Source organism: Aliivibrio fischeri ATCC 7744 = JCM 18803 = DSM 507, assembly GCF_023983475.1.
Lineage (GTDB): Bacteria > Pseudomonadota > Gammaproteobacteria > Enterobacterales > Vibrionaceae > Aliivibrio > Aliivibrio fischeri.
This window is the reverse complement of sequence record NZ_CP092712.1, coordinates 363,658-389,952: the sequence shown is the minus strand read 5'-3', so window position 1 is coordinate 389,952 and position 26,295 is coordinate 363,658. Positions and strand designations below refer to the sequence as shown.

Annotated in this window: 14 protein-coding genes, 1 tRNA gene, 2 rRNA genes and 1 riboswitch; of the genes, 12 read left to right on the top strand and 5 right to left on the bottom strand. The window is 38.9% G+C overall.

Going from position 1 to position 26,295, the window contains the following annotated elements; translation table 11 throughout:
* The 10 genes from AVFI_RS01775 to AVFI_RS01730 all read left to right on the top strand — a co-directional run bounded on the left by AVFI_RS01775 (position 1) and on the right by AVFI_RS01730 (position 14,399).
* Positions 1 to 2,181, top strand: coding sequence for a polysaccharide biosynthesis tyrosine autokinase (locus AVFI_RS01775; RefSeq protein ID WP_188863665.1), 2,181 nt, complete (start codon positions 1 to 3; stop codon positions 2,179 to 2,181).
* A 4-nt stretch (positions 2,182 to 2,185) separates the two neighbouring features.
* A complete protein-coding gene (locus tag AVFI_RS01770) occupies positions 2,186 to 3,391 on the top strand; it encodes a lipopolysaccharide biosynthesis protein (RefSeq protein WP_012533563.1) in 1,206 nt (401 codons plus the stop codon).
* A 2-nt stretch (positions 3,392 to 3,393) separates the two neighbouring features.
* Positions 3,394 to 4,773: a capsular biosynthesis protein gene (locus tag AVFI_RS01765; protein WP_188863664.1), complete on the top strand. Its 1,380-nt coding sequence runs from the start codon at positions 3,394 to 3,396 to the stop codon at positions 4,771 to 4,773.
* Positions 4,766 to 5,764, top strand: a complete 999-nt coding sequence (locus AVFI_RS01760; RefSeq protein ID WP_155662628.1) for a glycosyltransferase — start codon at positions 4,766 to 4,768, stop codon at positions 5,762 to 5,764. Before AVFI_RS01765 ends, AVFI_RS01760 begins: the two co-directional genes overlap by 8 nt.
* Positions 5,761 to 6,966: a glycosyltransferase family 4 protein gene (locus AVFI_RS01755; protein WP_188863663.1), complete on the top strand. Its 1,206-nt coding sequence runs from the start codon at positions 5,761 to 5,763 to the stop codon at positions 6,964 to 6,966. The genes AVFI_RS01760 and AVFI_RS01755 overlap by 4 nt, the downstream gene beginning before the upstream one ends.
* A 4-nt stretch (positions 6,967 to 6,970) precedes the next feature.
* Positions 6,971 to 8,104, top strand: a complete 1,134-nt coding sequence (locus tag AVFI_RS01750; RefSeq protein WP_012533790.1) for a glycosyltransferase family 4 protein — start codon at positions 6,971 to 6,973, stop codon at positions 8,102 to 8,104.
* On the top strand, positions 8,091 to 8,495 hold the full coding sequence (locus AVFI_RS01745; RefSeq protein WP_054775767.1) for a hypothetical protein: 405 nt from the start codon (positions 8,091 to 8,093) through the stop codon (positions 8,493 to 8,495). The genes AVFI_RS01750 and AVFI_RS01745 overlap by 14 nt, the downstream gene beginning before the upstream one ends.
* Positions 8,496 to 8,675: 180 nt before the next feature.
* Positions 8,676 to 9,545 carry a UTP--glucose-1-phosphate uridylyltransferase GalU gene (galU, locus tag AVFI_RS01740; RefSeq protein ID WP_005417439.1) on the top strand — a complete coding sequence of 290 codons (870 nt, stop codon included), beginning with the start codon at positions 8,676 to 8,678 and terminating at the stop codon, positions 9,543 to 9,545.
* 171 nt (positions 9,546 to 9,716) lie between these two features.
* Positions 9,717 to 12,542 (top strand): excinuclease ABC subunit UvrA, encoded by a 2,826-nt coding sequence (gene uvrA / locus AVFI_RS01735; protein WP_054775765.1) that lies wholly within the window; start codon positions 9,717 to 9,719, stop codon positions 12,540 to 12,542.
* A gap of 96 nt (positions 12,543 to 12,638) precedes the next feature.
* Positions 12,639 to 14,399, top strand: coding sequence for a PglL family O-oligosaccharyltransferase (locus tag AVFI_RS01730; RefSeq protein WP_065597590.1), 1,761 nt, complete (start codon positions 12,639 to 12,641; stop codon positions 14,397 to 14,399).
* A 51-nt stretch (positions 14,400 to 14,450) separates the two neighbouring features.
* Here the strand turns inward: AVFI_RS01730 and AVFI_RS01725 are convergent, their stop codons facing one another.
* On the bottom strand, positions 14,451 to 15,563 hold the full coding sequence (locus tag AVFI_RS01725; RefSeq protein ID WP_065623431.1) for a pyridoxal-phosphate-dependent aminotransferase family protein: 1,113 nt from the start codon (positions 15,561 to 15,563) through the stop codon (positions 14,451 to 14,453).
* A gap of 211 nt (positions 15,564 to 15,774) precedes the next feature.
* Positions 15,775 to 15,949: riboswitch (Lysine riboswitch) on the top strand.
* Between the two features lie 64 nt (positions 15,950 to 16,013).
* On the opposite strand from AVFI_RS01725, the gene lysC reads away from it, so the two are divergent.
* Positions 16,014 to 17,366, top strand: coding sequence for a lysine-sensitive aspartokinase 3 (gene lysC / locus AVFI_RS01720; RefSeq protein WP_012533012.1), 1,353 nt, complete (start codon positions 16,014 to 16,016; stop codon positions 17,364 to 17,366).
* 66 nt (positions 17,367 to 17,432) lie between these two features.
* On the opposite strand, the gene metH is transcribed toward lysC, so the two are convergent.
* Complete coding sequence (gene metH / locus AVFI_RS01715; protein WP_188863662.1) at positions 17,433 to 21,113, bottom strand: methionine synthase; 3,681 nt, start codon at positions 21,111 to 21,113, stop codon at positions 17,433 to 17,435.
* Between the two features lie 181 nt (positions 21,114 to 21,294).
* Between metH and AVFI_RS01710 the strand changes: the two genes are divergently transcribed.
* A complete protein-coding gene (locus AVFI_RS01710) occupies positions 21,295 to 22,572 on the top strand; it encodes a cation:proton antiporter (RefSeq protein ID WP_041941302.1) in 1,278 nt (425 codons plus the stop codon).
* A 405-nt stretch (positions 22,573 to 22,977) separates the two neighbouring features.
* On the opposite strand, the gene AVFI_RS01705 is transcribed toward AVFI_RS01710, so the two are convergent.
* From AVFI_RS01705 to AVFI_RS01695, 3 genes are all read right to left on the bottom strand, one after another.
* Positions 22,978 to 23,054: transfer RNA gene (locus tag AVFI_RS01705), tRNA-Asp, on the bottom strand.
* 44 nt (positions 23,055 to 23,098) lie between these two features.
* Positions 23,099 to 23,214, bottom strand: a 5S ribosomal RNA gene (gene rrf, locus AVFI_RS01700).
* A 114-nt stretch (positions 23,215 to 23,328) separates the two neighbouring features.
* Positions 23,329 to 26,219: ribosomal RNA gene (locus AVFI_RS01695) — 23S ribosomal RNA — on the bottom strand.
* Positions 26,220 to 26,295: the final 76 nt, after the last annotated feature.

The window sequence follows — 26,295 nt, the reverse complement described above, 5'->3', positions numbered from 1 at the left end:
ATGGCACTATCAATTATTGAAAATGGCAAAAAGCTAGAAAGTACAATCGATTTTTCGAACTTTTTAAAAGAGTTTAAAAAATATCGTCTGCGCGTGCTACTCGTTGTTTTGGCTATAACATTGGCTGCATTTCCGTTAATTAACGGAATGACACCTCAATATACAGCAACGGCAACTATCGTTTTAAAAGCTAAAACAGATAACTCCACTCCAATTGATCAAGTAGAAGACTTTGATGCAACTCAAGCTGAATACTACCCAACTCAAGCGGAATTACTTCAATCAAAAACCGTTATTGAAGCAGCCGCTAAAAAATTAGATCTTATTAATAGTCCAATCTTTGAAGCTGAGGATAAAGACGAAAATATCCCTCAATCTGAAGAAGAGCAACTCTATTCAATAGTAAAAGCAATCAAGAAAAAGCTCTCTATCTCTCCAGTACGTTTTAGCCAATTAGTTCATGTTTCTTATGAATCTAAAGACTCCGATATGTCAGCATTAGTTGCTAATGCTGTCGTTGAAAGCTATATCGAGCAACAAGAACAAAGAAAAATAGAAAAAACTCAACAAGCTCAACAGTGGAATAACACTCGTATGAGTGAGCTAAAAGAGAAAATTAAACAACAGAAAGCCGATATTGATAAGTTCTTGTCAGATAATGGATTACTTACCTATCAAGGTGTTGATGGTTTTGAAACAGAACAATTAGCGTTAGTTAACGATCGACTTGCAACGGCCAAAGAAAAACGAATCACTGCCAAAGCTAATTACAACACAATAAGCGAAGCTCTCGGCTACCCTCTAGAAGACGTTGCTACTTTACCAAGTATTTCTAACCATGCTCAATTACAAGATCTTAGAATTGCGTTAATTCAAGCAAAACGCACCTTATTCGATCTTCAAAAAATGTATGGTCCTAAAAACCGTCAAATATTAGAAGCTAACGCTCAAATAAAAGCGATTGAACTCCAAACAACTGCTCTTTTAAAAGAACTTAAAACAGGATTATACAAAGAATATCAAGCTGCGATTGAGAGAGAAAACAAATACAGAGCTTTACTTGCTGAGCAGAAAAAAGATTTCACTGCATTAGCAGCAAAAAAAGATACTTATAATACAATGAAAGTAGATCTTGATAAAACTCAAGAACTGTATGAAAAAATATTTTTACGCAGCAAAGAACAAGAACTAACCGTTTTATATCGTGAACCGGTTGCTCGTTTACTTGATGCTGCTACACCACCTCACAAACCAAGCAAACCTAATAAAGCACTCTTGTTAATTATGGTTTGTGCTATGACGATCATTTTTAGTCTTCTATTTATCATCATAAAATCAGCATTAAACAAATCAATCAATAATTTAACTCAAGTTAATACTCGCTTAGGCTTACAAGGTATAGGGGAGCTAATCAGTCTAAATTATATTGATGAGTTGGCTTTATTTACTAAAAACTTCTTTAAAAATAGTTATTCAGCAGAAACTGTTCATGCTATTCGTACAACCATTCTTTTAGATGATAAGCCTTGGCCTATCATTGGTTTAGCATCAACTGAATCGACTGAAAGCAATGAACTAAATAGCTATCTACTTGCATATTCATTCTCACAAGACCGCTCAACCTTACTTATTGATTTAGATTATAGAAAGGAAATTTCGTTAACTGAAGCAATCCTAATGCAGAAAGAAAACGAGGTTGATACTAAAAAAGCAGAGAATAGTGATGATTTCGAAACGGTCCCAACATCCACAGTAATGGGTGTAGCAGAGGCATTAGAACAAAAACACCCAATCAACGATTGTCTAATAAAAATTGAAAATAACTTAACATTTTTACCTCGTGGCACATTAACAGAAACACCATTAATCACCTTAGCTTCAGAAGAGCTAAGTAACCAACTAAAAGAGTTAAGCAAGCAATTTGAACAAGTTATCGTTAATTTACCAGCAATGACAGAAAGCAAAGATGCTCAACTAATCGCTCGCCATCTATCCGGTGTAATTTACACTGTGCAAGCAGGTGAACTAAGTGCTAATCATATCCTTGCTAACATTGAAAAAGTTAGACAAGTTCAAACACCAATTATGGGTGTAATACTTACTGATGTTCAAAACGACGAATTAGAAACAGAAGAAGCCAAGCAACAATTAATCCACCAAAATGATGACGTTTTAGGTTAATAATATGAGCTTGCTAAAAAGTATTACTACAATAGCAGGAGCATCAGTGATTTCTCAGATCATTGGTGCAGTTTCAATTTGGCTGATATCTCATAAATACAATATGTCACAGGTCGGCATTTACGCACTTGTGTACAGTATTGTTTTAATTGGGGCTCAAATTTGTACTTTTGCATCACAGTTATTGTTACCAAAGCAAAATGACCATACTTTATCGCAAAATATCGTATTCTCGTTACTTCAAAGTATGCTTATTGCTCTTCCTTACAGCTACATCATGACGCTATTTTTTGAGCAAAATGGATACATACTCTATGTTCTAACGCTTTGTCATGCTTGGATTCTTGTATCTGAAAACTTATTGCTACGCGTAGAAAATATCCGTTTATTAGCCTTCCAACGAATCTCTGTTTCATTATTGGTTATCGGCGCTATATTCCTTACTCCGAATATCGAGTTATTCTATTTTTGTTGGGCAGCCGGATTATTATTCCTTATCTGTGCATGGCTAACCTATTCAGTCTCATTTACTCAAATTTCAATATCTCACTTTTCGCTTTCAAATAATTTAGCATTTATTAAAGAAAACCGAGCTCATTTATCAGGGATTGGGAGTGCAGAAGTACTTGCGATGGCCAACAATAACCTACCGACACTATTAATTAACTTTTGGTTTTCTCCATTAACCGCTGGCTATTTTGCTGTTGTTAATCGCTTTTGTTTGGCTCCAGTGACCATTGTTGGTAATGCGGTCAGAAACTCTATTTTTTCTAAGTGGTCCATTGATTTTCGAAATAACACCTTCAATTTTCAAGAGTTTAAAAAAGTTCGCTTAATGTTATTGGTATTAGGTTTAATCGCGACCGCTGGTGTATTAATTTTTTATCCTTTAATCATGCAATTAGGTTTTAATGATGAATGGCTAAGCTCGGTACCAACCTCTCGCTATATGCTTCCTTATTTATTACCGGCACTGGCAGTGTGTCCTCTAACAGTGATTGAATTGGTATTTGGTTCACCAAAATATTTCCTTCGCATTCAAATTGAGCAATTACTAGTAATCGTGCTCGCTTTTGTTGTATTTCCTTACTTCCACAAAGATTACGCTTATTCTGTTTTATTATTTGCGGTCTTATCCTTTATTCGTTACGCCTTTATTTATTTAAAAGTAAACAAAAGAGCACACCTTTTAGCTAAGGAAGATGCTTAATAATGAAAATGAACACGGGCTTATATCTTCAAATCTACGCCATATTTACTCTTATTTTTTGCGGCTCGACACAATATTTTACAGGTGTTTCTGCTGTTTTATGGCTACCGTTTTTGCTCGCTTTCGCCATGACGGGGTTATTATTACTACAAGTTCGTTATTCTCCCCTGAATTTAGACCATAAAGAAATGATCATATTGATACTCTTTCTTGGTTTTTTTGGTATAGCCTTAGTTAGTACTTACTTACAAAACGGAGTTACGATAACAATCGTTGGTCTAAAGAATGAACTTGCACTCTCATTAATACTGTTTTGTTTATTACTTCGATTTTGTCGTGAATCACAAATCTACCGAGTAACGAAAACACTCTATTGGATTTTCTATGCTCAATTTCCCGTCGTCTTATATCAAGTGTTTGTTATTTTACCCCAACGGGTTGCATCTGAAGGTGAGTTTGAAAAGTGGGATTCCGTCGTAGGAACCTTTGGTGGCGACCCTATGGGTGGAGGGAATACCGCTGCGATGGGATTATTCTGTTTATTAATAATGCTATTAAAACTTTCAGAATATAAGCATGGTTTAACAACAATAAAATCGACGATTTTACATATTGGTGCCGCCTTTACTCTCTGTATTTTAGGTGAGATTAAATTTGTCATTTTACTCTCCCCAATTCTACTGGCTTATGTATGGCTTTCTCCAAGTTATATTAAGGGAATGAAAAGTTATGATATTAAAATTATCTTAGCTATTGTGAGTGGCATGCTACTACTTATGAGTATCGCTATCTTACTGCTTTCTCTCTCTTACTCATCGGCTTTTGGTAGTGACCCAACCAAAGGACCGTTAGATATATTTATTGATTCATTAGAATATATTTTTGATCCCAACTACATCATGCCATCAGGTGAGCTAGGCCGAATGACCACTATTTTCTTTTGGTTAGAGCATAACGATTTATTCGGTTTACCAAGTACATTATTTGGTTATGGGTTAAATACCACCAACCACGGTAGTGCTGTAGCTCCCGGTTTTTTAAATGTGGTTTTTAATGTCATTCTCGATTCAACAGCTCTCAGTGTTCTTTTGTGGGAATTAGGCATCATAGGTACGCTTTTTTTCATTTCAATGACAATCTATATCCTTAAGGTCTGTAAACCTACTCCCTTATTTAATCGCAAGGATGTAGCCAAAGAAGACATCAGGTTAATGAGCTACCCGCCAGCATTTAATGCATTTGCCATCGGGTGTTTATTAAGCCTTCCATATAGTCAAATATTGATGCTTGTTCCCATGCTTCAATTTCTTTTTTACTTATCATTAGGCTCAAACCTAGTGATCCGAAAATCACTGATCACGGCGGCAGAAAACCATGACTAAACTTCCATTTATCTCAGTCATTATCAAGACTTATAATGAAGAAGCAGGCATAGAGAAAACTATCTCCAGTATCAAAAAAAATATGGGGGTATTCCCTCATAAAATTATTGTTGCGGATAGTTTGTCTACCGACAACACTCAAGATATCGCCACCAAAATGAACGTAACGGTTGTTTCTCTTACTGAACCAGAAGATCGTTGTTGCGGTGTAGGACATCAACTTGGTTACCTTTATAGTGAAGGTGATTTCCTGCTACTTCTTGATGGTGATATGGAATTGGAATCAGGATTTATTAAACAAGGTGTCTCCTTCTTACTTGAAAACACTCAATATGCAGGTGTTGCCGGTTCTGTAGAAATGGATGATGTTGATAGTTATGAGTTTAAATCTCGTAAACAGCGCCTGCATCAAATTTATCCTATCGGTGATTGCTCACATTTAGGTGGTGGCGGTCTTTATCGAAAAACGGCCATTGATGAGATTGGGTATTTAACCAATCGCAACCTTCATGCTTATGAAGAATCAGAGCTTGGAATGCGTTTAACTCACGCAGGATATAAATTACATCGACTTGATGTTCCTTATTTTTTCCATACATCATATACCATGTCATCATTAGCATTAATGAAACATCGCTGGAAAGGCGGTTACCTTTTTGCTCCAGGAGAATTAGTGAAAGGCGCTTTTGGGACGCCATTATTTTCACATGCTCTAAAAACCATTAAGAATGAAGCTATCTTTGCTGTTTATTTATTTATTCTATTCGCCTCACTATTTTCGTTTAATCCGATGTTAATTGGAGCGACTTCCTTACCTTTATTCGCTTTCCTCGGATTAAAAACACTAAAAAATCGCTCTATCAGAGATGCCCTTCAAAGCGTATTAAATCTTTCAGTCTTTGCAGCAGGATTAATTAGAGGATTATTTATCCCTTTAAAAGACCCAAAAACACCACCACCACATACCGTTATTAACGAGGGTAAAAAATGAAAATTCTATTAGTTAATAAATTCTTTTTTATGAAAGGTGGCGCAGAAACGGTTTACTTCCAAGAACGAGATATGCTCCTTTCTGAAGGAGTAAAAATTGTTGAGTTCTCGATGCAGCATGAGAAAAATATTGAATCAGAATACTCTGAGTTTTTTGTTCAAAATGTCGATTATTATCAGAAGCAGACCATAAAAGATAAACTAGCAACAGCTATGAATTTCATTCATAACCGACAAGCATGTGAAAAGTTGCAGGCTCTATTAGAACAAGAAAAGCCCGACTTGGTGCATTTTCATAATATCTATCATCAGCTCACACCATCAATTATTAAAGTAGCTAAGCAGTTTGGCTGTAAAACAGTACTTACTGCCCACGATACTAAAATAGCTTGTCCAAGCTACACCATGTACCGCAATGGCCATACATGTGAAGCTTGTGTTCATGGCTCAGTTTGGAATGCGACTAAGTATCGCTGCCAAGAAGGGTCTCTAAGTAAAAGCTTTTTATTATCTGTAGAAGCGATATATCAAAAAATCAGCAAAAATTATCAATATCTAGATGCTATCGTTTCTCCAAGTCGCTTTTTAGGACGATTCATTCAACAAAAACTGCCACATAACCGCATTGAAGTCATCGTTAATGGTATTGATGAAAACGTTTCTTTAGAGGGAATAAAAGATAGTGGTTACTACCTTTATCTTGGGCGTTTAAGTCAAGAAAAAGGAGTTCCTACGCTAGCAGAAGCTCATCAATTAATGACAGAGAAAGCTGGCTTAAAAATCGTTGGAGATGGTCCTGAATTTAATCAATTAAAAGATAATTACCCCACAGCAGAGCTACTTGGTTTTAAAAGTGGTGGAGAGCTTTTAACGCTAATTAAAGAAGCTAAAGCCGTGATTGTCCCATCAGAGTGTTATGAAAACTGCTCGATGTCAGTGATAGAAGCCATGTCTTATGGAAAGCCAGTTATTGGTTCAAAAATTGGTGGGATACCAGAACAAATTAGAGATGAGATTGACGGCTATTTATTTGAAGCCGGTAATGCTCAAGCGCTTGCTGATAAACTGGATCTACTGGTAAAAGAACCTGTAAAAACCATTGATATGGGAAAAAATGCAAGAGAGCGTTTTTTAAGTAAGTACACGCTAACTAAACATAAAAACGATTTACTAAATCTATATCAAGAATTATTGAAAGGATAATAACATGACAGAAAAAATCACCGTCATTGGCACTAGAGGCATCCCTAATGTATTAGGTGGCGTAGAAACTCATTGCCAACACCTTTATCCTGAAATTCATCGTCAATTTAATAATGATATCTGCGTAATAGCACGCTCACCTTATGTGGACTATAAAATATCCTCATATCAAGGGGTTCAAACTAAAGCCGTTTGGGCTCCTAAGAAAAAATCCCTTGAAGCGATAATTCATTCAACACTCGCATCGTTAACCACACTATTTGACGGTTCTAAAGTTGTACACGTACACGCAATAGGACCAGGACTCGTTGTTCCCTTATTGCGCTTATTAGGAAAAAAAGTTGTTTTCACCCACCATGGTCCTGATTATGACCGTCAAAAATGGGGAGGGTTTGCCAAACGCATTCTTCAATTAGGTGAAAAGTTAGCGGCTACTTACGCAAATGAAGTTATTGTTATTTCAGAAGTAATCAATAACATCATCAAAGAAAAATACAATCGCTACGATGCTCACCTTATTTATAATGGTGTGAAACTACCTACACAATTGCCGCAAGAAAAAATAGACTCTACTCTATCTAAATTTTCACTCACAGCAGGAAGTTACTTTGTTGCAGTAGGCCGGTTTGTTGAAGAGAAAGGGTTTCATGACCTCATTAATGCTTACCAACAAGCTAACCTTAATATTCCATTGGTTATTATGGGCGATACCGATCACCCTACGCCTTATAGTGAAAAACTCAAACAACAAGCAAGAGATGTTGATGGCGTCATTCTTACTGGTTTTTTAAAAGGTGACGAACTGCAAGCCATTTTCTCTCAAGCAAAAACATTTGTAATGCCGTCATATCATGAAGGCTTGCCTATCGCTCTACTTGAGGCTATGTCTTATTCTTTACCTGCAATTGTCAGTAATATTCCGGCTAACTTAGAGGTGAAACTAACTCCAGATACATATTTTTCTGTTGGTAATACCGAAGAGTTAACAGTACAACTCGTTCAGCATGCTAAAAATGAATATAGCAACATCAATTATGCATCCTATCTTGAATACTACGACTGGGAAAAAATAGCGACTCAAACTATGGCGGTATATCAAAACGCGTTAACTAAGAAGGCATCAAGTGAACAATCATAAACAACAAAAGTTACTTGAGCATTTCTACTCATCTTTAGATGAGAATGTCATTGATGAGCTCACTGAAGAACAAAAAGAATCCATTGAACGCGCGATCATTGCGACGGGGTTAGGTTCAAATAATCGCGTTGATATTAGAAAAAGTATTTCTGTTTTTAATAAGCGCTACTTTTTCGTTTTCCTTCTCGGACGAGATTATCGACAGCAGTTACGTAAAGAATCCCCTTTTGCATTATTAATGCTTACCTTTCTTATATCTATCGGCATTTTTTGTATATTAGGGCTAGCTGTTTTTGCTTTGTATCTGATCAAATCGGCCTTAGGAATTGATATTTTCCATAACTTTTCTTTTGGTGTTTGGGATTGGTTTAAAGAGTTAATGCAGCATTAGTTTTACATGTGGTTTTCATGCTTATTAAAGAGAAAATCACATTAATAATGATACGGAGCTCTATTTTTGATGAAAGCACTTCATTTCATGCACCTAAGTCGATAAACTGCGTCGATAATAATGAGGCTCAAAATGAAGCCTCCATTAAATTTTTAAATATTGTCTTTCTAGGACTGAATTATGATCAAAAAATGTTTATTTCCTGCCGCAGGCTACGGCACACGCTTTTTACCAGCAACAAAATCAATGCCAAAAGAAATGATGCCTGTTGTAAACAAGCCTCTTATTGAATACGGTGTTGAAGAAGCAATCAATGCTGGTATGGACGGTATGTGTATTGTTACTGGTCGTGGTAAACATTCTTTAATGGATCACTTTGATAAAAACTACGAATTAGAACACCAAATCAGTGGTACAAACAAAGAAGAACTTCTTGAAGATGTTCGTGAACTGATTGATTCAGCTCATTTCACTTATATTCGTCAACGTGAAATGAAAGGCTTAGGTCATGCAATTTTAACCGGTCGTGAACTTGTAGGTGATGAACCTTTCGCAGTTGTACTTGCTGATGACTTATGTGTGAACGAAGAGCAAGGCGTATTGGCTCAAATGGTTGCTTTATACAAGCAATTCCGTTGTTCTATCGTTGCTGTAGAAGAAGTACCAGACAACGAAACACATAAATACGGTGTGATTTCTGGTGAAATGATCAAAGATGATTTATACCGTGTTGATAACATGGTAGAAAAGCCAGAGCCAGGAACAGCACCAAGCAACCTAGCTATTATTGGTCGTTACATCCTAACTCCTGATATTTTTGAATTAATCGAGCAAACAGAACCAGGTAAAGGCGGTGAAATTCAAATCACCGATGCTCTACTAAAACAAGCACAATCAGGCTGTGTTTTAGCTTATAAATTTAAAGGTAAGCGTTTTGACTGTGGCAGCGTTGAAGGTTATATCGAAGCAACGAACCACTGTTATGAAAACATTTATCTAAAAGATAAAAAATCATCAGAATTAGCAAAAAAAGTAACGGGTAAAAAATAACCCTAACACTTAAATAAATAATAACGCCCCATGTTTAGACATGGGGCGTTTTGTTTCACCTCTCTAATCCCATCATCACTACACTGTTTTTTTATCCAGTAAAATGCTTTTCTGTTTTCTTACTCTGTGCAATACTTAACCCTTAGTTATTTTTATTGCAGTGAGACTCCCATGGATAAAATTGAAGTTAGAGGGGCCAGAACCCATAACCTAAAAGACATCAGCTTAACTATCCCAAGAGATAAGTTGATTGTAATTACAGGACTTTCAGGTTCAGGTAAGTCTTCTTTAGCCTTTGATACCTTATATGCAGAAGGCCAACGACGTTATGTTGAATCTTTATCAGCGTACGCTCGTCAATTTTTATCTCTAATGGAAAAACCTGATGTAGACCACATTGAAGGTCTCTCTCCTGCCATTTCAATAGAACAAAAGTCCACCTCTCATAACCCTAGATCAACGGTTGGAACTATTACCGAGATTTACGATTATTTGCGTCTTCTTTATGCTCGTATTGGTGAGCCTCGCTGCCCTGAGCACCATGTTGAATTAACCGCACAAACCATCAGCCAAATGGTAGATAAAGCATTGGAATTGCCTGAAGGCACAAAGCTGATGCTATTAGCTCCTATTGTTAAAGAACGCAAAGGTGAACATGTTAAAACCCTTGAAAACCTAGCTGCGCAAGGGTTTATTCGGGCTCGTATTGATGGAGAAGTTTGCGATCTTTCTGATCCTCCGACACTAGAATTACATAAAAAACACACCATTGAAGTTGTGGTTGATCGCTTTAAGGTCAGAGATGATCTTCAACAACGCCTCGCAGAATCATTTGAAACTGCTTTGGAATTAACAGGCGGTATTGCGGTTGTCGATTATATGGATGACAGCGAACACGATCCTTTAATCTTCTCTGCGAACTTTGCCTGTCCACATTGTGGTTATAGCATGCAGGAACTTGAGCCTCGCCTGTTCTCTTTTAATAATCCAGCAGGGGCCTGTGGCACTTGTGATGGATTAGGCGTACAACAATACTTTGATGCCGATAGAGTCGTTTTAGACGATAAGCTAAGTATCGCAGAAGGTGCTATTAAAGGTTGGGATCAAAAAAATTATTACTATTTTCAAATGCTAGGGTCATTAGCTAAACATTATGGTTTTGATTTATTCGCACCATTTAAATCCATCTCAAAAAAATTCCAAAACATTATTCTTAATGGCTCAGGCAGTGAAGAAATTGAATTTCAATACAGTAATGATCGCGGCGATCTACGAGTCAAACGCCATCCATTCGAAGGAATACTAAACACCCTAGATCGTCGCTATAAAGAAACGGAATCAAGTGCCGTTCGAGATGATCTATCCAAATATATTTCAACTCAATCTTGTTCAAGTTGTCACGGTACACGCTTACGTTTAGAGGCGAGAAATGTGTTTGTGGGTGATACCACATTACCTGAAATCTGCGAAATGAGTATTCAAGACTCAATGGCTTTCTTTAGTTCGTTAACGTTACAAGGACAAAAAGCACAAATTGCCGATAAAGTAATGAAAGAGATTAACGAACGCCTTCACTTTTTGGTTAATGTTGGCCTTAATTACCTCAATTTATCACGCAGTGCCGATACCTTATCCGGTGGTGAAGCCCAACGTATTCGTTTAGCCAGTCAAATCGGAGCCGGCCTAGTCGGTGTAATGTATGTCCTTGATGAACCATCTATTGGCCTGCATCAACGAGATAATGAACGCCTATTAAAAACGCTAAATCACCTCCGAGATTTAGGGAATACAGTTATCGTAGTAGAGCATGATGAAGATGCTATTCGCAGTGCCGATCATATTATTGATATTGGCCCTGGTGCAGGTGTTCATGGTGGCCATATTGTTGCCGAAGGTGATTATGAAGCCATTATTTCAAATCCAGACTCATTAACTGGCCAATATTTAAATGGTACAAAAAAAATTGCGGTACCAAATGAACGTGTTAAGGCCGATCCTAAAAAACAAGTAGAACTTATTGGAGCAACAGGAAACAACTTAAAGAACGTGACGTTAAAACTGCCAGTGGGATTATTTACTTGTATCACAGGGGTTTCCGGTTCAGGTAAATCAACCTTAATCAATGATACTTTCTTTAAAATTGCTCATACTCAATTGAACGGAGCCACCACATCAGAGCCAGCTCCGTATAAAAAAATTAAAGGTATCGAACATTTTGATAAAGTTATCGATATTGATCAAAGCCCAATAGGTCGAACACCTCGTTCAAACCCAGCAACTTATACTGGTATTTTCACACCGATACGTGAACTTTTCTCTGGAACGCCAGAATCACGATCTCGCGGTTATAAACCAGGCCGATTTAGCTTTAACGTTCGAGGTGGACGTTGTGAAGCGTGCCAAGGTGATGGTGTTATCAAAGTAGAAATGCACTTTCTACCAGATGTTTATGTTCCATGTGATGTGTGTGCGGGTAAGCGATATAACCGTGAGACATTAGAAGTAAAATACAAAGGAAAGAGTATCGATGAAGTCCTTCAAATGACCATTGAAGATGCTCATACCTTCTTTGAGCCAGTTCCTGTTATTGCTCGTAAACTACAAACCTTAATGGACGTTGGCCTCTCTTATATTCGTTTAGGTCAGGCTGCAACGACTCTTTCTGGTGGTGAGGCTCAACGTGTAAAACTAGCAAGAGAGCTCTCAAAACGAGATACAGGTAAAACACTGTATATCCTTGATGAACCAACAACAGGTCTTCACTTTCATGATATACAACAATTATTAACGGTTCTTCATCGTCTACGTGAGCGAGGCAATACAATCGTCGTAATTGAGCATAACTTAGATGTAGTGAAAACAGCTGACTGGATTGTTGATTTAGGTCCAGAAGGCGGACAAGGCGGTGGTGAGATCATTGCAGAAGGCACACCTGAAGATGTTGCACAAGTTGAAGGCTCTCATACGGCACGCTTCTTAAAACCGATGCTAAAATAACGTAACTCAGCAGAAAGTCCGCACTTTCACCTATGGATAAGATAGAATAAGGCCAACATTTTTGTTGGCTTTATTATATAAGGAAATAGTTGGAAAATGGCTACGCTCTTAACTCAAGGCACCCTATTAGAAGCAAAAAAAATCAAAAAGCCTCTAACCAAATCTTTTTTACTCAGCCTTACCATTCTTTTCTTTGTTTGTGCCCACTTTTTTCAGCCAAACCCTGGCGGTTCTGGCCTTCACCTTGCATTTAATGCCGCTTCTTGGATCCCTGCAAGTATCGCCATTGCCATTGCTCTTTTTCATATTGCAAAGCAAGGCATACTTAAGTTTTCGACATTAACCATCGTACTATTCATCTCGGTATGTTTATTATCAATTCCATTACTTTATCAAGAAGCATCCCCACACCTTGCTACCGGAAAATTTTTAGGCCTATGGGCTGGATTGCTCTTTTTTATTACTCTACAACAGTTTTCATTTTCAAATAAACAGAAGCAATGGCTGTTATGGTGCATCATTGGTTCAGTTCTTATTGAAACTCTATTTGGTTATATTCAATATCTGTTTTTAGAAGCTGGGAATTCATTTGGTTATAACGTAATAGCAAATCGCCCTTATGGCATTTTCCAACAACCCAATGTTATGGCGAGCTTTCTTGTAACTGGTTTAGCCATTGCTTCTTATTTCCTTGCAAGACAACCTATAAAGTATCGAGAAAATATCATTGCATTAACTTTGCTCTACGCAACAATCATATTCACTCTACCTTTAATTGTTGTTTTAGCTTCTCGTACAGGTTGGTTATCAGCTACTTTCAGTTTAGTTCTGCTTGTTCCTTATATGTGGAAATACTGTACTAAACCGCGTTTTATTTCTTGGCTGTTAGCGCTAGTCATTGGTTTTAGTGGAAGTTTTGCTCTACTCGATGTATCCAAAAATGATGATATTTCAAAGGTATCGCTTGCTAGCCAAAAAGCGGATTTAGATAGCCCAAGAAGATACACCTTCCCCCAAGCTCTAGATATGTTTTTAGAAAAACCCGTCACAGGTTATGGTTACGGTAATTACGAAGCTGAATACATTCTTTATACAGCGAAACAACATCAATTATCTTCTGACTACAAACCGGGGCTACCTTCAATGGATCACCCTCATAACGAGATCTTATACTGGGGAGTTGAAGGTGGTATTGTCGCTATTTTAGGTTTATTACTTGCCGCAGGTGGTGTTTTAGCCAAGATACGACGCAGCAAGCTGGATACTCAATTTGCTCTACTCGCTTTAATTGCCCCCATTTTTATTCATAGTCAGTTAGAGTATCCTTTTTATCATTCAATGATTCATTGGTTTACCTTTATTATTCTTTTATTTTGGATTGACCAATTAAGCTGTAAATACAAAAAATATCGAATCAGTGATATCAGTAAAATAACCCTACGTGTCAGTTCATTAGTATTACCGATTGTGACTGGTTTTTATATGCTATCAACGCTACATACAAACTGGGTATTAACTCAATTTGAAACCACAAAACCAATGAACCCAGACATTTTAAGTCGAGTAACCAACCCTGTTGTGTGGGAGGATAGATTCAATTGGGACGTACTTTCAACACAATTAAAAATCGGTATTATTAATAAAAAGCCAGAGCTAATTAAACCCTATATTGAGTGGTCACAAGAATTAATAAAAACCAAACCAAGACCTGCTTTTTATCAAAACTTAATCATTGCTTATCAAGCGTTGGGAGATGAAAAAAGAGCGGAAGATATAAGAAGAGAAGCCATATTCCTCTTTCCAAAAAGTAAATTTGAATCCGTACAACTCGATGAGAAATTACGGATGACTAACTAAAAACTATTAGCATAAACAGCCACGGGATTAAGTGGCTGTTTTATTTAACATTTACTTTAAAACATCAGATAATGCTTTTAAGCACAATGCGACATTCTCTTTTTTTGCTGCGTATCCCATAAGACCAATACGCCATGCCTTGCCAGCAAGCTCGCCTAAACCTGCACCAATCTCTAAATTATATTCCTCTAGCAACTGCTCTCTAACTTGAATATCAGAAATACCTACAGGTATATATACGGCATTCAATTGTGGTAAACGATATTCTTCATCAACAATAAACTTAATCCCTAACGCTTCAAGGCCTTGTTTTAACTCTTGGTGATAATCAGCATGACGCTGCCACGCCTGCTCAATTCCTTCATGTTTAAGCATTAACAGTGATTCATGCAAAGCATATAAACTATTTACTGGTGCAGTATGGTGATAACTACGCTTTCCTTCTCCACTCCAATACCCAAGAACCAAACTTTGATCTAAAAACCAACTTTGTACTACCGAGGATCTCGATTTCATTTTAGCAACCGCTTTATCAGAAAAAGTAACAGGAGATAATCCAGGAGTACAAGATAAGCATTTTTGAGAACCAGAATAAACCGCATCTAACTGCCATTCATCAACTAACAAAGGTACGCCACCTAACGAAGTCACCGCATCCACAATGGTTAAACAATTATATTGTCTCGCAATTTGTGCAATCGCTTTTGCGTCACTAAGAACACCAGTAGATGTCTCCGCATGCACAAAAGCAACAACGCTAATATCAGGGTTTTCTTCCAATGCTTGCGCGACTTTATCTAATGAAACAGGTTCACCCCATTTATCATCGATAATAATAGGAATACCACCACAGCGTTCTACATTTTGTCGCATTCGTTCACCAAATACACCATTACGACATACTAGTACTTTCTCGCCTTCTTCAACTAAATTCACAAAGCATGTTTCCATCCCTGCACTACCTGGGGCTGAAACCGCAATAGTAAAGTCATTTTTAGTTTGAAATGCGTACTTGAGTAGCTCTTTAACTTCATCCATCATTTTAATAAATAATGGATCAAGGTGACCGATAGTGGGACGGCTTAATGCTTGTAAAACTTGAGGAGAAATGTCAGAAGGACCAGGTCCCATAAGGGTTCTTTTCGGTGGTATAAAACTTTGCATTATAAACTCCTATCAATATGAGGTGATTAAAGAATAGACATAAGAAAAATTAAACTCAATTAGACTATTTGATTAGAGTGACTTAATTACGAAAAATAGCCCTATAAAGGTACTTTTTACTTAAAACAAAAGAAAAGTAAAAAAAGCATTACCAACAATTGACATTTGATTCATAAAAAAGCACATTATTGAAACGTATTTCATTTTGGAAATATAAAGAAGAGGAGCATTACCTAGGTAGCTTAATTTGTGGAGCCCAAACTCCAACACAAATAAGTGAGGGAGAGTAATGCCGAGATGATCCTATTGGGAGTAGGATTGTCGGTCGTTTAGGCTGAATCCTAACGATTGTCACTTAATTTATTAAGTGAAGAGCTTCTAGCAAACCACTCTTATTGCTATCGCTTCTTCACATTTATTTTTACACTGGATGTAGTCGGAGACAGGATAGTGAACCCTATTAATGTTGCCAAATTTGGCGGTACTAGCGTTGCAAATTTCGAAGCAATGACGAAAAGTGCAAGTGTCATTGAACAAAATCCAAATACTCACCTTGTAGTGATTAGCGCCTGCTCTGGCGTTACTAATCTTCTTGTTGAGCTTGCTAATGGCGTTCAAGATAATCACAGAAAAAAAGCAATTCTTGAAGAATTAAAAACCATTCATTTTTCTGTATTAGATCAGCTCGCAGATCCACTCATTCCAGAGCAAGCTATCTTAGATATATTGAATGATATTGAAAAAGCAGCAGATACAGCAACATCCCAATCAAATGATAAATTAACCGATCATCTCGTATCTTGTGGTGAGCTCATGTCTACTCACTTATTCACTCAATTACTCATTGAGCGAGGAAACCCTGCAGTACGTTTTGACATTCGCACTGTTTTGCGCACTGATTCTCGTTTTGGAAAAGGTGAACCACAACTTAATGATATATCTCGTTTAGCTCAAGAAAAACTGACACCACTTTGTCAGCAACAGATTGTGGTAACTCAAGGTTTTATTGGTTCTGATAGCGAAGGAAATACAACGACTTTGGGCCGTGGTGGCAGTGACTATAGTGCAGCACTTATTGCTGAGTCTGTAAATGCATGTGGTTTAGAAATTTGGACTGATGTACCTGGGATTTATACCACAGATCCTCGCATTGCTCCTAAAGCGTCACCAATTCCAGAAATTAGCTTTAGCGAAGCCTCTGAAATGGCAAACTACGGTGCAAAGATCTTACACCCATCAACACTTCTCCCTGCGCTTCGTCATCAAATTCCTGTTTTTGTTGGTTCATCAAAAGAACCTGAAAAAGGAGGCACTTGGATTAAAGAAAAAGTTGATAGTACTCCTTTATTTAGGGCGCTAACCCTTCGTTGTAACCAAACGATGGTAACACTGCATAGCCCAAGTATGTTCCATGCATATGGCTTCTTAGCTGAAGTTTTCAAGATTTTAGCTAAATACCAAATTTCTGTAGATTTAATTACAACTTCAGAAGTAAGCGTTGCTCTTACTTTAGATCAAACAAACACCAATGGTAAAGCACCAGAGCTTCCACTTGAAGCACAAAAAGAATTAGAAGAATTGTGTACTGTTGAAGTTGAACATAATCTTTGTTTAATCGCATTAATAGGTAACAAAATGAGTCATTCAAAAGGCTCTGCAAAACAAGTATTTGGTACTTTAGAGGAGTTTAATTTACGTATGATTTGTTATGGAGCTAGTCAACATAACTTATGTTTCTTACTTCATGAGTCTGAATCTAAACAAGCCGTTAAAATCTTGCACAAAGAACTTTTTGAACAATAATTGATACATACAAAAATGCCCATTACATTTAATGGGCATTTTTTAGTTTAAAAGGTCAATTGACTATTAATTCAAATTTGGACCTAACCACTTCTCAGCTTCAAGCATATTCCAACCTTTACGATCGGCATAGCTTTCGGCTTGATCTTGCTGAATCTGAGCAATCGCAAAATAACGAGAATCTGGGTGTGAAAAATACATTCCTGACACAGATGCACCGGGCCACATTGCATAGCTTGATGTTAAAGACATTCCAATAGATTCTTCAACATTCATTAACTCCCATAAAGCCCCTTTTTCTGTATGTTCAGGACAAGCTGGGTAACCAGGAGCAGGACGAATGCCTTGGTATTTTTCACGGATTAAATCATCATTTGAAAGCGTCTCATTAGGAGAGTAACCCCAAATTTCCTTACGTACTTTTTCATGTAAATATTCAGCAAAAGCTTCAGCTAGACGATCAGCCACCGCTTGAATCATGATAGCGTTATAATCATCACCATTTGCTTTATATTCATCAGCTAGTTCACGCTCACCAATACCACCAGTTACAGCAAAACCACCGATCCAATCATTTTTACCCGACTCTTTGGGTGCTATATAATCAGATAAACAATAATTAAAACCTTTCGGCTTCTCCGTTTGTTGTCGCAAATTATGAAGTACTTTTGCAACTGTAGTGCGTGATTCATCAGTATATACTTCAATATCATCACCAACACTGGAAGCTGGAAATAGCGCACACATTCCACGGGCTTTAAGTAACCCTTCTTTTTCAACTCGATCTAATAGATCATTTGCATCTTTAAATAATCGTTTGGCTTCTTCACCAACTTCTTCATGCTCTAAGATCTTCGGGTATTTTCCAACAAGAGACCACGTCATAAAAAATGGGGTCCAATCAATATAATTACGCAATGTTGAAACATCAAAGTTATCAAATATATGTACACCAGGCTTTAGTGGGACAGGAGGTGTATAAGAAGCCCAGTCAATAGCGACTTTATTCGCTCGAGCAACCTCTAAAGTCACAGGCTTAGTTCGCGGTTGTTTACGACTATGCTGCTCTCTAACACGTTCGTAATCAATATCTAGCTTCTCAACAAAAGAAGGTTTTAGTTCATTTGAAAGTAATGAAGTACATACACCTACAGCTCGAGAAGCATTATTAACGTACACAACAGGTTGAGAATAGTTTTGTTCAATTTTTACCGCTGTATGTGCTTTTGAAGTTGTTGCTCCACCAATCAACAATGGTAAATCAAACCCTTGTCGTTCCATCTCTTTAGCAACATGGACCATTTCATCTAATGATGGTGTTATTAATCCAGATAAACCAATGATGTCTACATTTTCTTCTTTGGCTACTTTTAAGATAGTTTCACAAGAGACCATGACACCAAGATCAATTATTTCATAGTTATTACACTGTAAAACCACGCCAACGATATTCTTACCAATATCATGAACATCACCTTTTACTGTTGCTAAAAGTATTTTACCGTTTGTTGCTCCAACTTCTTTAGACGCATTAATAAACGGTTCTAAATGAGCAACAGCTTGTTTCATTACACGAGCAGACTTTACTACTTGGGGAAGGAACATTTTTCCTTCCCCAAAAAGATCACCAACGACGTTCATTCCGTCCATCAATGGCCCTTCAATTACCTCTATTGGTCTTTCTGCATTGATTCGTGCTTCTTCTGTATCTTCGACAATAAACTCTGTTATCCCCTTCACTAGAGAATGCTCAAGACGTTTTTCAACAGGCCAGTCACGCCACTCTAAAGCAGATTTATCTTCAACTTTACCAACAGCTCGTTCTAAATACTCAGTTGCAATATCAAGTAAACGCTCCGTAGAATCATCTCGACGATTCAATACCACATCTTCAACCGCTTCACGCAGATCTTCTGGTACGTTATCATATATTTCCAGCTGCCCCGCATTTACGATGCCCATATCCATACCATTTTTAAAACAGTGATATAAAAATACGGCATGGATAGCTTCACGAACGTAGTTATTTCCACGGAAAGAAAAAGAGACGTTAGAAACACCACCTGAAATCATTGCATGAGGAAGCGTTCGCTTTATATCACCAACGGCTTCAATAAAGTCTACTGCATAGTTATTATGTTCATCGATACCTGTAGCAACCGCAAAAATATTAGGGTCAAAAATAATATCTTCAGGTGGGAAGCCAACTTCATCAACTAAAATATTGTAGGCATTGGTACAAATTTCAATTTTACGCTCCCGAGTGTCCGCTTGGCCAACTTCATCAAAAGCCATAACGATCACTGCAGCACCATAACGACGTATTAACTTGGCTTGATGTACAAACTTTTCTTTGCCTTCCTTTAAAGAGATTGAATTAACTATCCCCTTACCTTGAATACACTTTAATCCAGCTTCAATTACTTCCCATTTAGAAGAATCAACCATCACTGGTACTTTAGATATTTCAGGTTCTGATGCACAAAGATTTAAAAAACGAACCATACATGCTTCAGCATCAAGCATGCCTTCATCCATGTTGATATCGATAATTTGAGCACCGTTTTCAACTTGCTCTTGAGCAACACTTAGTGCTTCGTCATAAAGCTCTTCTTTAATTAAGCGTTTAAAACGTGCAGATCCAGTAACATTTGTACGTTCACCAACATTAATAAACAAAGAATCTTTTTCTATTGTTAAAGGCTCTAATCCGGAAAGACGACAAGCTACGGGTAATTCAGGTAATTGTCGAGGTTTCACACCTTCAACAACTAAAGCCATTTGACGAATATGTTCAGGAGTGGTGCCACAACACCCACCAATAAGATTTAAAAATCCGCTGCTTGCCCATTCCGCAACATGCTCAGCCATATCTTCGGGAGATAAATCATACTCACCAAATGCATTAGGCAAACCAGCGTTTGGGTGCGCAGAAACATAACATTCAGAAATACGTGAAAGCTCGCTTACATATTCACGTAATTCATCAGGACCAAGTGCACAGTTAAGACCAAAAGAAATAGGTTTTACATGTCTTAATGCATTATAAAAAGCTTCTGTTGTTTGCCCCGATAATGTTCTTCCTGATGCATCGGTAATGGTCCCTGAAATCATAACAGGCAAAGTAATACCAAGCTCTTCAAAAACAGATTCAACAGCAAAAGAACACGCTTTAGCATTTAATGTATCAAATATAGTTTCGATGAGGATAAGATCTGAACCACCTCTAATAAGTGCTCGAGTTGACTCTGAATAAGCTTCGACTAATTCATCAAACGATACATTACGAAAGCCAGGGTCATTTACGTCTGGAGAAATAGAACAAGTTCGATTTGTTGGTCCAAGCACTCCTGCTACATAGCGAGGTTTGTTTGGTGTTTTTTCTGTCCATTTATCTGCAACTTCACGAGCAAGCTTTGCTGCTTCAAAGTTAATCTCTTCACTAAGGCTTTCCATATCATAATCAGCCATAGCAATAGTTGTTGCATTAAAGGTATTAGTTTCAAGGATATCAGCACCAGCTTCTAAATAGGCTTCGTGTATATCTCTTATAATTTGTGGTTGTGAAAGAACTAATAAATCATTGTTACCTTTAAGATCACAATGCCATTGATTAAAGCGTCCCCCTCTATAATCTTTCTCTTCAAACTTATAACCTTGAATCATGGTGCCCATACCACCATCAATCAATAAAATTCGCTCTGAAAGTTGCTTTTCTATTTGTACTTTTATATTGCTTCCTGCCACGGTACAACCTCATCCATAATACGTTTCTGTTACAATCCTATCACACATTTTATAGAAATCTAGACGTCTAAAAGCATTTTTATTTCACCAAAACGAAAATAAAATTTGATATTTATCAAATAGAGCGGAAAATGATATAAATCACATTTTGTTACATTAAATAGAATCTAGAGGTTAAGCAATGTCCGTATATAACACACTCTGCTTTCTCGCAGCAGCTGCAATGTTAATCGCATTTTTCAATAGTAAAATAGGAAAAATGCAAACAACGATTGCAATTACTGCCGGATCCATGATGCTTTCATTAGGCATCATCATTGCTGGTCAAAATGACTGGTTTAACCTTAGAGAAGTTGCTACAGAAACATTAACCGACATTAACTTTGAAGATTTTTTATTAAAAGGTATTTTAGGTTTTCTTCTTTTTGCTGGTGGTTTAGGTATTAAATTACAAAATTTAAAAGATCAGAAATGGGAAATAACGGTTCTTGCCTTGGGAGCTACGTTATTTTCAACATTCTTTATCGGCTTTGTTTTATGGGCAATTTGTAATGTTATCGGCGTTAATTTAGAACTTATTTACTGCTTACTATTTGGTGCATTAATATCACCAACTGACCCAATAGCCGTTCTTGCTATCGTTAAAAAGATGAATGCTCCGCAACGAATCTCAACTCAAATTGAAGGCGAATCATTATTCAACGATGGCTTTGGCCTTGTTATCTTTGTAACCCTCTTTACCATTGCTTTCGGTCATGAAACACCGACAGTAGGAAGTGTAACTGCATTATTCTTCCAAGAAGCCATTGGTGGGATCGCCTATGGATTTATTCTTGGGCTAGTTTTCCATTATCTAATAAGTTCAACCAATGACCATTCAATGGAGCTACTATTAACCATTGGTATACCAACCGCTGGTTATGCTCTAGCAGAAGTACTTCATGTTTCAGGTCCGCTAGCAATGGTTGTCTCTGGTATTATGATAGGAAACTGGACTCGATTTATTGGGTTTTCAAAAGAAAGTGAAGATCATTTAGATCACTTCTGGGAACTTGTCGACGAATTCCTCAATGGCGTACTATTCCTATTAATTGGTATGTCTATGCTTTTATTCCAATTCCATCAAGAAGATTGGATATTAATGGCAATTTCTATTCCTTTAGTTTTAACAAGCCGTTATTTAAGTGTATTTATCTCATACATTGGCTTTAATCGATTTAGAACTTACAACCCATTATCAGTACGTATTTTAACTTGGGGCGGCTTAAGAGGCGGTTTAGCATTAGCAATGGCGCTAGCTATACCTGCTGGAATTATGGTTATCCCCGAAAAGAATATAGATGTTAGAGAAATCATTCTTGTAATGACTTACTCTGTTGTTGTTTTTTCAATTTTAGTACAAGGGTCAACAATCACTCCTATGATTGATAAAGCTAAGAAGCTTGAAAAAGAAATGTAGAAATTGAAGTTAATAGAAGAGGCGCTTGTTCGCCTCTTTTTTTTAACTCAAATAATTAACAAACCTTCTCAGAAAGTTCCCAATACAACAAGCTGCTAAGCTCTCCAATAAAAAGCCTAACCAACTGAGCTACCACTTCCCAGTGTCTACATTCACTTATTCGGTTTCTATAGACGTAAAAAAGCCCTAATCTTTCGATTAGGGCCTTTTCAAATAAGTGGCTACGTTTACGGGACTTTCTATCAACCTTGAAAGCAACACGTCCCCGGCGTGACAGGCAGCTAAGCTCTCCAATAAAAAGCTTAACCAACTGAACTACCGCTTCGCAGTGTTCAACTTCACTCATTCCTGTTTCTACAGATGTAAAAAAGCCCTAATCTTTCGATTAGGGCTTTTTTAAATAAGTGGCGGAGTGGACGGGACTCGAACCCGCGACCCCCGGCGTGACAGGCCGGTATTCTAACCAACTGAACTACCACTCCGCAGTGGACTACTTGTCGTCGCTGACAAGTGTTCATAATTTAAAGCCTGGCGATGTCCTACTCTCACATGGGGAAACCCCACACTACCATCGGCGCTATTACGTTTCACTTCTGAGTTCGGCATGGGATCAGGTGGGTCCATAATGCTATGGTCGCCAAGCAAATTCTTTCTCTTTATTTAATAAAGAGTATCTGGAAAGCTATATTGTGTTCTTAATCACATTCAATTTGTTTCTTGCAACTTCAAATCCGTTCAAAACCCCTTGGGTGTTGTATGGTTAAGCCTCACGGGCAATTAGTATCAGTTAGCTCAATGCCTCGCAGCACTTACACACCTGACCTATCTACGTCGTAGTCTCCAACAACCCTTTAGGATACTTAAAGTATCAGGGATGACTCATCTCAGGGCTCGCTTCACGCTTAGATGCTTTCAGCGTTTATCGATTCCGAACTTAGCTACCGGGCAATGCCACTGGCGTGACAACCCGAACACCAGAGGTTCGTCCACTCCGGTCCTCTCGTACTAGGAGCAGCCCCCTTCAATCATCCAACGCCCACGGCAGATAGGGACCGAACTGTCTCACGACGTTCTAAACCCAGCTCGCGTACCACTTTAAATGGCGAACAGCCATACCCTTGGGACCGACTTCAGCCCCAGGATGTGATGAGCCGACATCGAGGTGCCAAACACCGCCGTCGATATGAACTCTTGGGCGGTATCAGCCTGTTATCCCCGGAGTACCTTTTATCCGTTGAGCGATGGCCCTTCCATTCAGAACCACCGGATCACTATGACCTGCTTTCGCACCTGCTCGAATTGTCATTCTCGCAGTCAAGCGGGCTTATGCCATTGCACTAACCTCACGATGTCCAACCGTGATTAGCCCACCTTCGTGCTCCTCCGTTACTCTTTGGGAGGAGACCGCCCCAGTCAAACTACCCACCAGGCACTGTCCGCAACCCCGATAAGGGGCCAACGTTAGAACATCAAGCATACAAGGGTGGTATTTCAAGATTGCCTCCACAAATACTGGCGTACTTGCTTCAAAGGCTCCCACCTATCCTACACATGTAGGGTCAATGTTCAGTGCCAAGCTGTAGTAAAGGTTCACGGGGTCTTTCCGTCTAGCCGCGGGTACACTGCATCTTCACAGCGATTTCAATTTCACTGAGTCTCGGGTGGAGACAGCGTGGCCATCATTACGCCATTCGTGCAGGTCGGAACTTACCCGACAAGGAATTTCGCTACCTTAGGACCGTTATAGTTACGGCCGCCGTTTACTTGGGCTTCGATCAAGAGCTTCGACCGAAGTCTAACCCCATCAATTAACCTTCAAGCACCGGGCAGGCGTCACACCGTATACGTCATCTTACGATTTAGCACAGTGCTATGTTTTTAATAAACAGTTGCAGCCACCTGGTATCTGCGACTCCCGGCAGCTTAGAGAGCAAGTCTCATCACCGCTAGGAGCGTACCTTCTCCCGAAGTTACGGTACCATTTTGCCTAGTTCCTTCACCCGAGTTCTCTCAAGCGCCTTAGTATTCTCTACTCGACCACCTGTGTCGGTTTGGGGTACGATTCCTTACAATCTGAAGCTTAGAGGCTTTTCCTGGAAGCATGGCATCAATGGCTTCACTACCGTAGTAGCTCGACATCGTATCTCAGCCTAGTGTATTCCCGGATTTGCCTAAGAATACAGCCTACATACTTGAACTTGGACGACCGTCGCCAAGCCCACCTAGCCTTCTCCGTCCCCCCATCGCAATTGTAAGAAGTACGGGAATATTAACCCGTTTCCCATCGACTACGCCTTTCGGCCTCGCCTTAGGGGTCGACTTACCCTGCCCCGATTAACGTTGGACAGGAACCCTTGGTCTTCCGGCGAGCGGGTTTTTCACCCGCTTTATCGTTACTCATGTCAGCATTCGCACTTCTGATACGTCCAGCACGCTTTACAACGCACCTTCAACCGCTTACAGAACGCTCCCCTACCCAATACAGTAAACTGTATTGCCGCAGCTTCGGTGTATAGTTTAGCCCCGTTACATCTTCCGCGCAGGCCGACTCGACCAGTGAGCTATTACGCTTTCTTTAAATGATGGCTGCTTCTAAGCCAACATCCTGGCTGTCTGAGCCTTCCCACATCGTTTCCCACTTAACTATAACTTTGGGACCTTAGCTGGCGGTCTGGGTTGTTTCCCTCTCCACGACGGACGTTAGCACCCGCCGTGTGTCTCCCGGATAGTACTTACTGGTATTCGGAGTTTGCAAAGGGTTGGTAAGTCGGGATGACCCCCTAGCCTTAACAGTGCTCTACCCCCAGTAGTATTCGTCCGAGGCTCTACCTAAATAGATTTCGGGGAGAACCAGCTATCTCCAGGTTTGATTGGCCTTTCACCCCTAGCCACAAGTCATCCGCTAATTTTTCAACATTAGTCGGTTCGGTCCTCCAATTGATGTTACTCAATCTTCAACCTGCCCATGGCTAGATCACCTGGTTTCGGGTCTATATCCAGAGACTGAACGCCCAGTTAAGACTCGGTTTCCCTACGGCTCCCCTAAACGGTTAACCTTGCCACTGAATATAAGTCGCTGACCCATTATACAAAAGGTACGCAGTCACACCACGAGGGTGCTCCTACTGCTTGTACGTACACGGTTTCAGGTTCTATTTCACTCCCCTCACAGGGGTTCTTTTCGCCTTTCCCTCACGGTACTGGTTCACTATCGGTCAGTCAGTAGTATTTAGCCTTGGAGGATGGTCCCCCCATATTCAGACAGGATATCACGTGTCCCGCCTTACTCGTTTTCACTGATGATGAGATGTCGGTTACGGGGCTATCACCCTGTATCGCGGCACTTTCCAGAGCCTTCACCTGTCTCATTAAAAGCTTAAGGGCTAACCCAATTTCGCTCGCCGCTACTTTCGGGATCTCGGTTGATTTCTCTTCCTCGGGGTACTTAGATGTTTCAGTTCTCCCGGTTCGCCTCACTACACTATGTATTCATGTAGTGATACGTGCTTATGCACGTGGGTTTCCCCATTCAGAAATCCCAGACTCAAATGGTTTTTACTACCTAATCTGGGCTTATCGCAAGTTAATACGTCTTTCATCGCCTCTGACTGCCAAGGCATCCACCGTGTACGCTTAGTCACTTAACCATACAACCCCAAGAGGTTTCGTATGGCATAAACAACCAAGGTTGAACTCGTCATTGCGAGTTCTGGTTTTTCGCCG

Coding starts and splice junctions, on each gene's coding strand:
- AVFI_RS01750 (WP_012533790.1), top strand. CDS start 6,971: ATGACAGAAAAAATCACCGTCATTGGCACTAGAGGCATCCCTAATGTA.
- AVFI_RS01760 (WP_155662628.1), top strand. CDS start 4,766: ATGACTAAACTTCCATTTATCTCAGTCATTATCAAGACTTATAATGAA.
- galU (WP_005417439.1), top strand. CDS start 8,676: ATGATCAAAAAATGTTTATTTCCTGCCGCAGGCTACGGCACACGCTTT.
- AVFI_RS01765 (WP_188863664.1), top strand. CDS start 3,394: ATGAAAATGAACACGGGCTTATATCTTCAAATCTACGCCATATTTACT.
- uvrA (WP_054775765.1), top strand. CDS start 9,717: ATGGATAAAATTGAAGTTAGAGGGGCCAGAACCCATAACCTAAAAGAC.
- AVFI_RS01755 (WP_188863663.1), top strand. CDS start 5,761: ATGAAAATTCTATTAGTTAATAAATTCTTTTTTATGAAAGGTGGCGCA.
- AVFI_RS01725 (WP_065623431.1), bottom strand. CDS start 15,563: ATGCAAAGTTTTATACCACCGAAAAGAACCCTTATGGGACCTGGTCCT.
- AVFI_RS01730 (WP_065597590.1), top strand. CDS start 12,639: ATGGCTACGCTCTTAACTCAAGGCACCCTATTAGAAGCAAAAAAAATC.
- AVFI_RS01710 (WP_041941302.1), top strand. CDS start 21,295: ATGTCCGTATATAACACACTCTGCTTTCTCGCAGCAGCTGCAATGTTA.
- AVFI_RS01770 (WP_012533563.1), top strand. CDS start 2,186: ATGAGCTTGCTAAAAAGTATTACTACAATAGCAGGAGCATCAGTGATT.
- AVFI_RS01775 (WP_188863665.1), top strand. CDS start 1: ATGGCACTATCAATTATTGAAAATGGCAAAAAGCTAGAAAGTACAATC.